Origin of the sequence: Alteromonas sp. S005 (genome assembly GCF_036864475.1) — a bacterium.
Classification (GTDB): domain Bacteria; phylum Pseudomonadota; class Gammaproteobacteria; order Enterobacterales; family Alteromonadaceae; genus Alteromonas.
The window spans coordinates 336489-350425 of the sequence record NZ_JAZETN010000002.1 but is presented as its reverse complement, the minus strand read 5'-3'; the positions used below and the strand labels follow the sequence as shown (position 1 = coordinate 350425).

14 protein-coding genes are annotated in these 13937 nt (G+C 44.2%); 7 read left to right on the top strand and 7 right to left on the bottom strand.

The features are described 5' to 3' along the window. Nucleotides 1-243 precede the first annotated feature (243 nt). A complete protein-coding gene (locus V7R55_RS04120; RefSeq protein WP_014948689.1) occupies nucleotides 244-711 on the top strand; it encodes an Lrp/AsnC family transcriptional regulator in 468 nt (155 codons plus the stop codon). A gap of 42 nt (nucleotides 712-753) precedes the next feature. Here the strand turns inward: V7R55_RS04120 and maiA are convergent, their stop codons facing one another. The 7 genes from maiA to pspA all read right to left on the bottom strand — a co-directional run bounded on the left by maiA (nucleotide 754) and on the right by pspA (nucleotide 7169). After that, nucleotides 754-1407 carry a maleylacetoacetate isomerase gene (gene maiA / locus V7R55_RS04115; RefSeq protein ID WP_334057574.1) on the bottom strand — a complete coding sequence of 218 codons (654 nt, stop codon included), beginning with the start codon at nucleotides 1405-1407 and terminating at the stop codon, nucleotides 754-756. Nucleotides 1408-1576: 169 nt separating this feature from the next. Beyond that, complete coding sequence (locus V7R55_RS04110) at nucleotides 1577-2587, bottom strand: fumarylacetoacetate hydrolase family protein (protein ID WP_039222978.1); 1011 nt, start codon at nucleotides 2585-2587, stop codon at nucleotides 1577-1579. Nucleotides 2588-2951: 364 nt separating this feature from the next. Then, complete coding sequence (gene tyrR / locus V7R55_RS04105; RefSeq protein ID WP_334057572.1) at nucleotides 2952-4508, bottom strand: transcriptional regulator TyrR; 1557 nt, start codon at nucleotides 4506-4508, stop codon at nucleotides 2952-2954. A 215-nt stretch (nucleotides 4509-4723) separates the two neighbouring features. Further along, entirely contained in the window at nucleotides 4724-5524 is an 801-nt protein-coding gene (gene phhA / locus V7R55_RS04100) for a phenylalanine 4-monooxygenase (protein WP_014948685.1), read from the bottom strand. 203 nt (nucleotides 5525-5727) lie between these two features. Beyond that, nucleotides 5728-6174: an envelope stress response membrane protein PspC gene (gene pspC / locus V7R55_RS04095; RefSeq protein ID WP_334057570.1), complete on the bottom strand. Its 447-nt coding sequence runs from the start codon at nucleotides 6172-6174 to the stop codon at nucleotides 5728-5730. Next, nucleotides 6171-6410, bottom strand: coding sequence for an envelope stress response membrane protein PspB (gene pspB, locus V7R55_RS04090; RefSeq protein ID WP_039222985.1), 240 nt, complete (start codon nucleotides 6408-6410; stop codon nucleotides 6171-6173). Before pspB ends, pspC begins: the two co-directional genes overlap by 4 nt. A 75-nt stretch (nucleotides 6411-6485) precedes the next feature. Further along, nucleotides 6486-7169, bottom strand: coding sequence for a phage shock protein PspA (gene pspA, locus V7R55_RS04085; RefSeq protein WP_334057568.1), 684 nt, complete (start codon nucleotides 7167-7169; stop codon nucleotides 6486-6488). Nucleotides 7170-7390: 221 nt separating this feature from the next. Here pspA and pspF point away from each other — a divergent pair, with 221 nt between their 5' ends. Genes pspF through V7R55_RS04055 form a run of 6 tightly spaced genes read left to right on the top strand, consistent with a single transcriptional unit; the run spans nucleotide 7391 to nucleotide 13912 of the window. Beyond that, nucleotides 7391-8512 carry a phage shock protein operon transcriptional activator gene (gene pspF, locus V7R55_RS04080; RefSeq protein WP_334057565.1) on the top strand — a complete coding sequence of 374 codons (1122 nt, stop codon included), beginning with the start codon at nucleotides 7391-7393 and terminating at the stop codon, nucleotides 8510-8512. A 3-nt stretch (nucleotides 8513-8515) separates the two neighbouring features. Next, complete coding sequence (locus tag V7R55_RS04075; RefSeq protein WP_334057563.1) at nucleotides 8516-10204, top strand: ABC transporter substrate-binding protein; 1689 nt, start codon at nucleotides 8516-8518, stop codon at nucleotides 10202-10204. 47 nt (nucleotides 10205-10251) lie between these two features. Then, nucleotides 10252-11232 (top strand): ABC transporter permease, encoded by a 981-nt coding sequence (locus V7R55_RS04070; protein ID WP_334057561.1) that lies wholly within the window; start codon nucleotides 10252-10254, stop codon nucleotides 11230-11232. Beyond that, nucleotides 11219-12112 (top strand): ABC transporter permease subunit, encoded by an 894-nt coding sequence (locus V7R55_RS04065; protein WP_334057559.1) that lies wholly within the window; start codon nucleotides 11219-11221, stop codon nucleotides 12110-12112. Before V7R55_RS04070 ends, V7R55_RS04065 begins: the two co-directional genes overlap by 14 nt. A gap of 1 nt (nucleotide 12113) precedes the next feature. Beyond that, complete coding sequence (locus tag V7R55_RS04060; RefSeq protein WP_334057558.1) at nucleotides 12114-13109, top strand: peptide ABC transporter ATP-binding protein; 996 nt, start codon at nucleotides 12114-12116, stop codon at nucleotides 13107-13109. Further along, nucleotides 13109-13912, top strand: a complete 804-nt coding sequence (locus tag V7R55_RS04055; RefSeq protein WP_334057972.1) for an ATP-binding cassette domain-containing protein — start codon at nucleotides 13109-13111, stop codon at nucleotides 13910-13912. Before V7R55_RS04060 ends, V7R55_RS04055 begins: the two co-directional genes overlap by 1 nt. Nucleotides 13913-13937: the final 25 nt, after the last annotated feature.

Sequence of the window (13937 nt, the reverse complement as noted above, 5' to 3'; positions counted from 1 at the left end):
TGGGTCGATGTGAGTGTATGATAACTATTTGCGATACACTTGGAGCCTTAGAGTCGGCCTTGCAAACATCGGCAACATTTTGCCAAGTGTATCTGATTGCTCTGAGGACAGGCCTTGCGAAGTTTGTTAATGAATTTTACAAACTGAAACACAACAGATTTGAATACTATTTTTCTAGGACAGCTATCCTAGAATTTTTTTTGATATATAATAAACATCATAAAAACGACGGAAGCAGTGTTAATGAAATTGGATAAGTTTGACCGTGAGATTTTACGCGTACTTCAGCAGGACGCCACGGTATCAATGGCAGATTTAAGTCAGCGTGTTGGTTTGTCACATACGCCATGTTGGCGAAGGGTCAAGCGAATGGAAGCCGACGGTATTATTCTTGGTAAGGTCACTCTGCTAAACAGCAAAAAGCTGAATTTGGGCGTGTCAGTATTCATCTATGTCACGCTTAAGAATCATGACGGCGACTCACTGACCGATTTTGAAAACGCAGTTCAAAACATTGATGAAATTGTTGAATGCCACACAACTAGCGGCGAAAAAGACTATTTGCTGAAAGTGATAGTGGAAAGTATTGAAGAGTACGAGTTTTTACTTAAAACGAAATTGACGCACCTCCCTCTTGTTGACCACTTAAGTTCAACTTTTGCGCTCAAACAAGTGAAAAACACCACCGAACTTCCCATTAAGCGACAGTAGTAAAGAATTATGGGGTCAGTGTCACGACTCTGACCCTAACACTCAAATTGCGTCTGCTTGGTTTTCAGGCCGTGCGTGTTCAAATGCACTCAACTCGTTACAGTTTTTTACGATTTTACTGATTAGCGGATAGCGATTCATATCCACATTAAAACGCTGTGCATTATACACTTGAGGCACTAGGCATATGTCGGCCAATGTCACGTCGAAATCAAAGCAATATTTACCCGCTTGAGTTTGTAAACGTTTTTCAATGCCATCAAAACCAAGCGTGATCCAGTGAGCGGCCCATTTAGCCACATCGTCTTGAGAAGCATCGAAGTGCCCCTTTAGGGCATTTAACACGCGAAGATTGCCGATGGGCTGAATATCACAAGCGATATCTTGCGCCAACGCTCTCACTCTCGCCCGATCTGTTAAGTGTTCAGGCACTAGCCTGTGTTCACTCTCATATCTCTCATCAAGATATTCAATGATGGCTAATGACTGATTAAGAATGATATCTTCGTTTTCGTCGACGAAAGTTGGAACAAGGTGTGCGGGGTTCAGCCGTGAATACTCACTGCTATGCTGTTCACCACCATTATTTACAAGATGTACTGGCACATACTCGTATTCAACACCTTTTAAGTTAAGCGCAATGCGTGCTCGATACGAAGCAGTTGAACGCCAATAGCCGTATAGTTTTATACTCATGTACTCACCACTTATCAAACGAGTGTTAAGGAAGCGCCTGCTCGTACTTGTTTATCTGCAGTCAACTTCCTTCATCAACAATAGTGCGGAAAACAACAAAGCATCTTAATGGTAAAACCTATTTACCCACTCAAATGCTTATATCCGTTTAAAGCAACCTGCTAAGTAGTTAACTCAATGGTTTAACCTGCTGTTCGATTGCACCAAATACTGAGTTGCCTTCTCTATCAAGCATTTCAATGCGAATGCGATCGCCAAACTGCATGAAAGGCGTGGAAGGTTTACCGTCGCGAATCGTTTCAATCATTCGAACTTCGGCAATGCATGAATAACCCACTCCGCCTTCACTAATAGCTGAGCCGTGATCAGTACCTTGCTTATTTGAAACCGTGCCTGAGCCAATGATAGCGCCGGCGCCTAGATTTCTGCTCTTCGCTGCATGTGCAACTAATTGACCAAAATCAAAGGTCATGTCCTGACCCGCTTCTGGCTTGCCAAACAATTCACCGTTATAGGTTGAACGCAGAGGCAGGTGCACTTTACTATCTTTCCACGCATCGCCTAATTCATCAGGTGTTACCGCCACAGGAGAGAAGCTAGAAGCAGGTTTTGATTGAAAGAAGCCGAACCCTTTCGCTAGTTCGCCAGGTATCAACCCTCTAAGCGAGACATCGTTAACCAGCATAACAAGACGGATACGCTCTGAAGCTTGCTCTGGTGAACACGCCATCGGAACGTCATCGGTGACAACCGCTACTTCGCCTTCAAAATCTATTCCCCAGTCATCGCTTGGCAATATGATGTCATCAAGAGGTCCGATAAAATCGTCAGAACCACCTTGATACATCAGGGGATCAGTCCAAAAGCTTTCCGGCATTTCTGCATTTCTTGCTTTTCTCACAAGCTCTACGTGGTTCACATAAGCACTTCCGTCAGCCCATTGATAAGCCCTAGGTAACGGTGACTCGCAGCGAGACGCGTCAAAGGGTACGCTGTCGCACGTGTTATCATTGAGTGCTTGGTATTTCATCTGAAGCTGAGGAGCAATCTCTTTCCAATTATCTAATGCTTGCTGCATCGTTTTCGCAATGTCTTGTGCACTACACGCGCGAGAAAGATCCTTCGACACTACCATCAGGCAGCCATCGCGGGTTTCATTTTTGTAGGTCGCTAATTTCATTGTTCTTTCCTCGACGAATAATTTACTTGCTGCGCTTATAGCTTGAGTGTTAGATCAATTGGCGTGAACAACGAATTTGATGCTTCAGCGCTACAGCTCTGTGCATAAGCGTTAGGTTTCTAGGTATAGTTATGCCACTAGTCGGTATAACTTGAGAAGTGTTAGAGCGACGAAGTTTTATTCCGCTGTAAGAAAGGATGTACGCACTACATCGACTGTCATATAGATATGCCACAGCAGGCTTGCTATTCAGGCAATGTAAATTTTTCGTAACAGGTAATGTTGTTGTGCTATTGGATGAATAAGAGACAATAACGAAACGCGCTGACCCTAGCCAAATAACAAAGGTCAGCACATGAATGAATTAAAGCTTAACCGTCGCTTTGTTGATGCCGTACTCTCGCAGCTTGTTAGCAATAGCTGTGTGGCTCAAACCTAACTTTTTGGCTAATTGGCGAGTACTCGGATAGGAAGGGTACAATCGCTTGAGCAGGTCCTTCTCAAATTTCTTCACTTCCTCATCTAATGTTCCGTCAAAGTTCTCATCTATATAGGTGACACTGGGGGCACAGCTTGGAAGTTGAATATCTTCCTTCGTTATTTCCTTGCCATCAAGCAGTGACAACGCGCGATATAATGCATTTTGCAACTGTCTTACGTTACCGGGCCATGGATACTGCTGTAGAAAATCAACGCATGATTTGCTCAGCTTCGCAGGACGACGGCCTAGCTTTGTGCTGTGTTGGACAATAAACGACTCGGCAAGAGGCACGATATCTTGTCTTCGGTCTTTTAATGATGGCATAACTAGACTTAGTACATTTAAGCGGTAGTAGAGTTCTTTTCTGAATCTCCCTTCTTCTACAAGTTGTCCTAAATCACGGCAGGTAGTGCAAATAAATCGAACATCTACCTTAACGGGCTCAGAATCTCCTACTCTTCTAAATTCACCATCTTCAAGAACGCGTAGTAATTTGGCCTGAAGCTGTGAAGACATATCCGCTATTTCGTCAAGTAATAAAGTACCGCCTTTCGCCTGCTCCAGCAGACCTACTTTTGCATTTGGTTGATTAAATGCGCCCGCCGCATAACCAAATAACTCAGTTTCTGCCACACTATCAGGTAATGAAGCACAATTAAGCGCCAGAAACGCACCCTCGCTGCGGCGGCTAGACTGATGACATGCTCTGGCAATCATTTCTTTACCCGTTCCCGTTTCGCCGAATATTAAAATAGGAGCGTCTAAATCAGCGATTCGCTTCGCTTCATGAACGACGCGTTTCATAAACGGAGATTGAGTAATAAAGCGATCAAAACTGTCGGTGGGCGACTGGTGAAAAGCTGTAAATTGTTGACCAAGGCGCATTTCTGATTTCAAGATAACTACGGCACCCGCCATGATCATATTTTTCTCACCATCAGGTACAGTTATAGGCAGCATATCGGCAAGATAATCCTGTTGAATGAACTTCACTTTTGAAGATTGTGGACCTGGTGACTTTCCATCCATCCACTTTGTAAAGTTGAACCCCTTAACAGCCTCGCTGATATCTGTACCTACGATTTCACTGCTCGGTATCTCAAGCCCAGCGCTCACCGCTTCGTTACACAATAAGATGTTACCTTTAGCGTCTATTGAGAACACAGGGTCGGGCAGCGTTCTTAAGATCGCGGACAGCTGATTTTTTTCACGCTCTCCTGGCATGAAAAGGGTCGTCTTCACATCATCGATCCCGTCAATACGGCGAATTTGAGGCATAAGATGTTGAAAATCTGCAAATTCGATATTGGGAAAATTAAGGAAAATTTTACCTGCGGGATCAATTTCAATACCGCGTAGGTCTATTTCTTTAGTAACGAGAATATCTAAAACATCTTGAGTAATTCCAAGACGGTCCTGACAGCTTATTTCTAGACGCATAGGGTGTTATAGCTATTTTGTAAACATATATGTACAGAATACCATACTTTTACAAAAAGATAACAAGATAAATGTTACAGATGGTTAAATTTGCGATGAATCACACATTCAAGAACGCGCAGAGAGCATGATTAAAAGGCCGCGCATACCAAATAAAAAAGATGCCGCTTCAGTGAGCGGCATCCTATATAAAACACATTTAATTAACAATAGTGTTAGCTGGCTTTTTTCTCTTTAGGTGGGAAAAGTGGGGAAAATAGCCCTAAAGACTTCGCTTCTTCTACGAGTGCCATAATATCCATTTCCGCTAATTCAAACAGATGGTCGAATTCCGGTAAGATATAATAAAGAGGCTGCATAATATCAATGCGATAAGGTGTTCGAAGCGCATCAATTGCAGTAAGCGGGTTACGCAATGGGGTGTCGCTGTCCAATGCGTATATGGTTTCGCCAGGTGAAGATAAGATGCCGCCGCCATATATCTTAAGTTCATCCTTCGCGCGCACCAATCCAAACTCTACGGTGAACCAATAAAGACGAGCAAGATAAACTCGGTCTTCTTTGCTAGCAGCTAAACCTAACTTGCCGTAAGTGTGGGTAAAATGGGCAAATGCTGGATTAGTTAATAACGGACAATGACCAAACACTTCATGAAAGATGTCGGGCTCTTGCAGGTAGTCAAATTCTTCACGAGTACGAATGAAGGTGGCAACAGGGAATTGCTTATTCGCCAGTAATCTGAAAAATTCACCAAAATTAATTAACGCAGGCACTTCGGCTGTTTGCCACCCAGTTTTTTCCATTAGAACTTTGTTGATGTCTGGAAGCTGTGGAATTTCTTTTTCATTTAACTTCAACAAATCAAGCCCGTCCAAATACTCTTGGCACGCTCTTTCCTTTACCAGTGGAATTTGTCTCGCATAAAGCTCCGACCAAATTTGGTTCTCTTCGTCTGACCAATGGATAATGCCATTTTCATCAGATTGTCTCGACTGGTATTGCGTTGATTTTGGCATAAATTCTGTGACCAATAGGTTTAAAAAACTTGCCTTTTAGTCTAATGAAATTCGCGACGCCGAAAAGTAGATGCCCCCATGGCACGTTTGCGCTCGCTGTAACAAGAATTTTACATCAAGGACCAAAACCCCTGATTTAAAAAAGAAAAACCGCTCATTGCGAGCGGCTTTTGGCATAAAATTTTTATAGGGTATTAGGTCAGTTATAGACGGCTAATTTCTTTATTCAGCTGATATTCGCGAGACGTTACATAGGTTTCCATTTTACGTAGACGAATCTCTGCTTTTTCAAAGCGATTGCGAATATCGTGAAAAGCCTGTTTTGGTGGCTCTCCAGCCTGCCAAACTTTGGTTTTCACCTCAACTTTGGGGCTTTTTACTTGTCCAGCATTTGAATTCGTCCAGCCTTTACCTTTTGAAAAAACCGGTGGTGTGGGTGCATTTTCTAATCCGGCTGGTCTCTTGTCTAGAATGAACCACGCAGCAATGTAGGCAACAAAGATAAAGGGCCCAGCAAGTAAAAAGAAACCAGTAACGACCAAAATTCTTACAAGCCAGGTTTCTAATCCAAAGTAATCCGCTATGCCTGAACATACACCTGCAATGCGTGCATTTTCGGGGTTGCGATAGAGCTGCTTACCATTTCTCATGCTCTGTTCCTCCACTCAGGCGCCTCACTATCTAGAATAGCCTCTAATGTCTCAATGCGCTCACTCATTTTTTCTGCTTTTTCAGCAAGATCTTGTAAAGAAGCGTGCTCCTCTGCACTCAATCCCTGATTCACCTGCTTTTTGCTTCGGTAATGTAAAATTAGCCAAATGGGAGCAACAAATATTGAGAACACCACAAGGGGCATAACCAACACTGCAATTGTACCTTCATCCATCTCAATGTCTCCTACAAACTCTGATGTAACTACCCTCTTCACGGTCTTCCATCAAGAGGGTATACCCTATTCTTATTATTCTGATTTTTCAGTGCTTTTATTTGCACCTTTTACCTTGGCTTTAAGCGCAGCTAATTCGTCCTCGACTTTGTCGCTCGCTTCTAGTTCAGCAAATTCATCTTGCAATGTCTTCTTACCCAAATCATAAGCTTCTACTTGTGATTCAAGGTCGTCAATTTTACGCTCGTATTGCTCAAAGCGTCCCATTGCATTATCTACCTTCGTACTGTCTAACGTCTTCTTGACCTCTAGACGAGAACTTGCGGTTTTCTGACGCATGATAATGGCTTTCTGGCGGCTCTTAGCATCGGCAAGTTTCTCTTGCAGCTGTCCAATTTCGTCCTGAAGCTTGCTGATTTGTTCATCAACAATAGCTAATTCTTTACTTAGCGCTTCACCAGCTTCTGCAGACTTTTTCTTTTCTTGCAGCGCAGCTCGAGCTAAGTCTTCTCTATCTTTACTTAACGCAAGTTCTGCCTTTGCTTCCCAATCATTTGCATCGCTTTCATGCTTTGCAATTTGATTAGCAATTTCCTTTTTATTGGCTAACGTCTTTGCTGATGCAGAGCGCACCTCAACCAATGTGTCTTCCATTTCCTGAATGATTAATCTAACCATTTTTTCAGGATCTTCGGCTTTGTCTAAAATCGCATTAATATTCGAATTCACAATATCTGTAAAACGCGAGAAGATACCCATAATAATTACCTCTTGCTAAAAATGGTAAGTGTTAAAAAACACCACACTTGATAAATAGGTTACTCTTGGTATAGGTGGTATTCAATATACTTGCCAACTTTGTTTAAACGCTAACCTGCTATTTTTTATACGCTTTTTGGACGTTCAAATAATACTCGTTTATCAACATGTTTTGTTCTACACTATTAATTGGTCGAAATGACTAATTTTTGAGGGATTTAATGAGTAGGTATCGACAGCAAGACAATTTGCTTGGTCAAGCGAATAGTTTTCTAGAAGTTCTAGAGCAAATTTCACAGATTGCCCCGCTAGACAAACCCGTCCTCGTTATTGGCGAACGAGGCACAGGTAAAGAACTGATTGCCGCTCGTCTGCACTTTTTATCAAAACGCTGGGATCAAAACTATATTAAGCTGAATTGCGCCGCACTAAGTGAAAGCCTATTAGAAAGCGAGCTTTTCGGTTATGAAGCCGGTGCCTTTACCGGCGCTTCCAAACGCCGCGAAGGCCGTTTTGAAGTGGCGCACAACGGTACACTGTTTCTTGACGAACTGGCTAACACTTCGGGTCTTATTCAGGAGAAGCTGCTACGGGTAGTTGAGTATGGTGAGTTTGAGCGCGTGGGTGGTAGTAAGTCAGTGAAAACCGATGTACGCCTAATCGCAGCCACAAACGAAGATTTACCTGCTCTTGCCGATGCCGGTGAATTTCGCGCGGATCTTCTCGACCGACTTGCTTTTGACGTTATCACCATCCCTCCGCTTCGCGAGCGCCAAGAAGATATCATGATGTTGGCCGAAAACTTCGCCATTAATATGGCCCGTGAAATGGAAATGGAACTGTTTAGCGGCTTTACTGAAAAAGCAAAACGTACCCTGCTTGATTATGACTGGCCTGGTAACATTCGTGAACTCAAAAATGTGGTTGAACGTGCGGTTTACAGAACGAATAACCCTCACCTTCCCGTTCATGAAATAGTCTTAGACCCCTTCGAATCAGTCTACCGCCCGAAAGGCAGAGTAAAAACAAATGATAGGGTGAGCGCCTCAGATTCGTCTGATGTTGTTGCACCGCTAAACACGCCTATGACTAATGAACGTATTGAAAGTGCTGACGTTACACCGCTTCCCCCTGTCAAAAAGCAAGAAATTGTTGAATATCCCATAGATTTAAAAGAACGCTCTCAACAACATGAGATAGATATGATAAAACAGGCACTTGCTGACAGTCAGTTTAATCAAAAGAAAACTGCTGAAAAATTGAGCCTGACTTACCATCAGCTGCGAGGCTATCTCAAAAAATATAACTTACTAGATTCTTCTGCTGAAAACGTCGAGGCGTAAAGCATGTCCCATTGTTTGGTGAAGCGTTTGTCATTATGTTTATGCACAGCGCTTCTTGTTGCATCCTGTGCGAAGCAGAATAAACAAGCGTTTTATAATACGGGTATTATCTATTGTTCTGAAAGTAATCCAGTTACTTTCAATCCGCAGCTTGACACATCAAGCACAACATCAGATGCGTCATCTCACCAACTGTACGACAGACTACTTGATTTCGACCCTGACTCTGGTCGCATTGTGCCAAGTCTTGCAAGCAGCTGGTTAGTTAGTGACGATGGACTAACCTACGCCTTTCAGCTTCGCAAAGACGTATGGTTTCACACTACGGGCTATTTTGAACCCAGCAGAAACTTTAACGCCGACGACGTCATCTTTAGCATCGACCGCTGGCGCTTAAAATCACATCCCTATCATTACGTGTCGGGCGGAAGCTATCCATACTTTGAAAGCATTGGTATTGCTCAAAATATTGCATCTGTTGAACGAGTAAACGGTTATCGTGTTGAGATTACCCTTAAACGTCGGGACAGCTCATTTTTGGCAAATTTAGCCACCGATTTTGCCGTTATACTGTCAAAGGAATATGCAACGGAGCTTGCACAGGCCGGTACGCCTAGCAAAATTGATCAGCTCCCGATAGGCACCGGCCCCTTCAAATTTGAGAGTTATCGAAAAGACCACTTCATTAAGTATTTGCGCCACGACAACTACTGGCGCACACAAACACATGAAGTAAAAGGGAGTGATTTAGCTACCGAGCTACAAAATGTGAGCGAAAAGCAGAAAATTACTCAGGTCGAACAACTCATTTTCGATATAACACCACGAAGTTCATTGCGACTGGCTAAACTAATGACTGGGGAATGTGACGCCACCGCATTCCCGGCACAAACTGAGCTTGAAGTTATTCGCACTGAGGATGACCTAACGTTGGCCGAAAAACCGGGGCTTAACGTGGGATTTTGGGCGTTTAATACGCAGCGCCCGCCGTTTGATAATCCCGATGTAAGGCGTGCACTCGCCGCGGCTATAGATAAGAACACTTTGTTAGAGGCGGTTTACTTCGACAGTGCAACACGGGCTAAAACCCTGCTGCCCGCGGCAAGTTGGGCATTTCAGAACGATGCAGATGACACGGCTTACAATCCTGTTTTAGCGCGGAAATTACTGGCTGATGCCGGTATAGCCCCCGGATTTTCAATGACAATATGGGCAATGCCGGTCGAGCGCGCTTACAACCCTAACGCGACAAAAATGGCAGAGCTAATTCAGCGATACCTTCGCGATATAGGTGTAGAAGCAACTATCGTAAGTTACGATTGGGCTACATTTAGACGCCACCTACAAGAAGGCTTGCATGACTCTGTGCTAATAGGATGGTCTGCCGATAATGGTGATCCTGATAACTTCTATCGCCCCCTATTGAGCTGCGGAGCAATCCCATCAGGGACAAATCGAGCGATGTGGTGTAATGATGATTATGACAAGCTACTTAACGAAGCACTTCAAACCGATGATATCGACGAGAGATCGGCTATTTACAAGCAAGTAAATAGGCTATTATACGAACGTCTTCCTGTAGTACCCATTGCGCATGCCTACCGCTATCAAGCGTACAGGAATGAGTTAAAGGGCATGACAATTAACCCCTTTGGCGGCGTGCGTTTTGGCGGGGTAGAGAAAAAACTGTGATACAAATCCTCCTGAGATACTGCACTTTATTTATATTGACGCTTCTCGTGTTAACGATTATATCGTTCTCGCTCGCTTACCTTTTTCCAGGTGATACGTTAGAAAATTTAACCGGGCTTGTTCCACAAAATGAGATGCAGCGCGCAGCGCTTGAGCAACAATTCAAATTAGACCAGTCTTATATTTTCCAGTTTTTCTACTATGTAGGTAATTTGCTGACCGGTGATTGGGGCTATAGCTTCAAGTCTGGCCTCCCTTTAAGAGAAGAAGTGGGGATTGCAATGCCTGCAACAATGGAACTGGCGACGTATGCAATGCTAATGGCTTTATTTGTCGGCATTCCCTTAGGCTACTATGCCGGCATTCGCTGCTATTCAACCTCTGACCACCTAATAAATAGTGCAAGCATTACTACTTATTCTTTTCCCGTTTTCTGGTTCGCACTCCTGCTTATTCTCGTCTTCAGTTTGGAATTGGACGTGGCCCCACTATCTGGTCGAATAAGCCTAATTTACGACATAGAGCCTGTTACAGGCTTTATTCTAATTGACGTTTTACTGTCAGATAATGAAAACAAGACTCTGGCATTTAAAGATGCACTGTCGCACTTAGCGTTACCAACATTTGCTATTGGCGCCATAACTACTGCCTCACTGATTCGCATAACCCGACGCTCAGTTATAGATGTGAAGCATCGCGAGTATATTGCTGCAGCCCAGTCGCGCGGTCTTTCTAGCTGGCAGATATTTTTTCGCCATATTCTACGTAATGCACTACTACCGATTTTGCCACTGATGGCAATTCAGATTACGACGCTTATCACCAATGCAATGATTGTTGAAACCTTGTTTTCATGGCCTGGAATCGGCAACTGGCTGATTCAAGCCATCTATCAACGAGATTACCCCGCCTTGCGTATCGGTATGATGGCAGTATCAACGGTAGTGATTACCCTTACGATTTTGGTCGATGTATTAAATCGTATGATTGACCCAAGTAGAGAGAAATACGAGCGTGCCACAGTTTAGTTTGTACGAAGAAGAGTTCCATCCATCCCCTTGGCAACGGACTTGGGCTTCGTTCAAGGCCAGCCACATTTCTATGCTGGGTTTAATAATGCTCGCGCTATTTGTGGTGTGCGCCTTATTTGCTCCTCTCATTACACCTTATGACGCTGTAGAACAGAACATTGATGGATTGTTAATTCCGCCTAGTTGGCTAGCGAATGGATCTATCTCCCATTTGTTCGGCACAGACGCGCTTGGAAGAGACTTATTTACCCGTATCATTTACGGCTGCAGAACAACGCTGGGCTCAGCCTTATTAACCGTAGTACTTGCGATGCTAGTTGGCGTAAGTTTAGGTACGCTGGCCGGTATGCTGCGAGGGGTTCGCTCAAGCGTCGTTAATCATTTACTTGATGCGCTTATGGCGATCCCTACTCTACTAATTGCTATTATCATAGTTGCAATACTGGGCACGGGTTTAGTCAATAGTATGTGGGCCATTACCTTAGCGCTTATTCCCCAGTTTGTGCATCACACGCGAAGTTTCGTGCGCGCAGAAATGAAAAAAGACTACATAGTTGCTTCGACGCTTGATGGCGCAAGCAAATGGCAGCTTTTCGTTCATTCTATCTTACCTAATATGACAGAAATGCTTGTTGTTCAGGGAACGCTGGCCCTTTCTATTGCGGTTATCGATATCTCAGCGCTTGGTTTCTTAAACCTGGGCGCCCAATCGCCCCTGCCAGAGTTAGGCGTTATTCTCGCCGACGGATTAGACGTTACTTACCTAGCGCCTTGGAACGTAGCGGTTCCGGGTATGGCGATATTTTTTATTGTACTGTCCATCAATATCGTGGGTGACGGCTTGCGTTCTTCACTAAGAAAAAGAGTGAGTCACTAACATGCCGATGCTTGATATCAAAAACCTCACCCTAGAAATGCAGAACGGTGATAGCACCATAAAGGCTCTGGATAAAGTAAATTTGTCAGTGAGTTCGGGTGAGATTCGTGCACTGGTGGGCGAATCAGGTTCTGGTAAAAGCCTTATTGTATCGGCGATCTGCGGAGCGTTGCCAAACCAGTGGAACTTAACCGCCGATCGCATGAGCTGGAATGGGGAAAACCTACTGGGTATGTCGGTTCAACAGCGCCGCGAAGTGATGCGTCGTGAAATCGCGGTGGTTTTTCAAAACCCGCAAGCGGCGCTTGACCCGTCAGCCACACTTGGTGAACAGCTTGAAGAAAGTATTCCTGATGAATTTGTTGAAGGAAACTGGTTTTGGCAACGCGCTCAGCACAGAAAGAAGATAGCCATTAGTACCGTGCATAAGGTGGGCATAAAGCACCATAAGCATTACCTAAGTGCATTCCCTCACCAAATTCCCGCTGATATTGGGCAAAAGTTTATGATAGCGATGGCGCTGGTGTCTCAACCCAAATTACTTATCGCAGATGATCCTACCCGAGGCATGGAGCCTACGACTAAGACGCAGATCCTAAAACTCTTTACGCGTCTTAATCAAACTCGCTCCCTATCGATTTTGTTTGTCAGCCATGATTTGCTTGCCATCGCGAGTATGTCACATTCAATGACAGTGCTTTACGCGGGGCAAACGGTGGAATCGGGAAAAATGAAGCACATTAAAAAGCGTCCTCTCCACCCTTACACTAAAGCGCTATTAGACAGTGCGCCAAGCTTCAGAAAAGATTTACCGCCTAAATCTGCATTACCTACATTAAGCGGTTCTATACCAACGCTACAACATTTACCTATTGGTTGTCGTTTAGGCCCCCGCTGTCCGCGAGCTCAGCGCGCCTGTGTACAAACACCCGCCGTACGCAAAATTCACGATCATAGCTACAGCTGTCATTACCCGCTACATATGGAGAAGCTGTGATGGATGTTTTACAGGTAAAAGACCTCACATTTATACATAACGAAAAGAAGCGCTGGTTAAAGCGACCTGAAGTATTTCAACTTGGCCCGGTGAATATGAGCGTTAAACGGGGGGAAACTATTGCCATCATAGGGGAAAACCGTTCGGGTAAATCCCTTCTTGCTAAATTATTAGTTGGCGCATTACCTGCCGATGCAGGCGAAATTGAAATAAACACTCACAAGTATTTAGCTAAGTATCAGTCAAAAGACGGGCAACGCAAGCGTACCCACGACATTCGAATGATTCTGCAGCACAGTGCTGAATCGATGAACCCATCGGTTCCAGTAGGCAAAATCCTAGATGAACCCTTGCGGTTGAATACGGGTCTTAGCGAGGCGGAACGCAAGCCTATTATCGAAGATATGTTGGTAAAGGTAGGGTTGCTTCGCGAGCACTATTACTTTTACCGGCACATGCTTTCTGACGGTCAACAGCAGCGCGTGGCTTTGGCTAGAGCAATAGTTCTAAAACCCAAAGTGCTTGTGGCAGATGAGCCCTTTGCTGCGTTAGACCCTACTATTCGCTCGCAAACGGTGAACCTAATACTGCAACTACAACAAGAGCTTGGCTTGGCATTCATCTTCATAAGCCATAACTTAGGCATTGTCCGGCATATTGCCGATAGAATTGTGGTGATGGAAGGCGGCGAAATTGTAGAGGAAGGTAAAACTGAGACAATTTTTAGGTGGCCTCAGCACACTCGCACCAAGAAATTAGTCACCGCTTACCAGTCGCTAGTGCCGCAAAATACAATCCGTTAAAGCGCTGAGGGCAGTAACCTGCCCC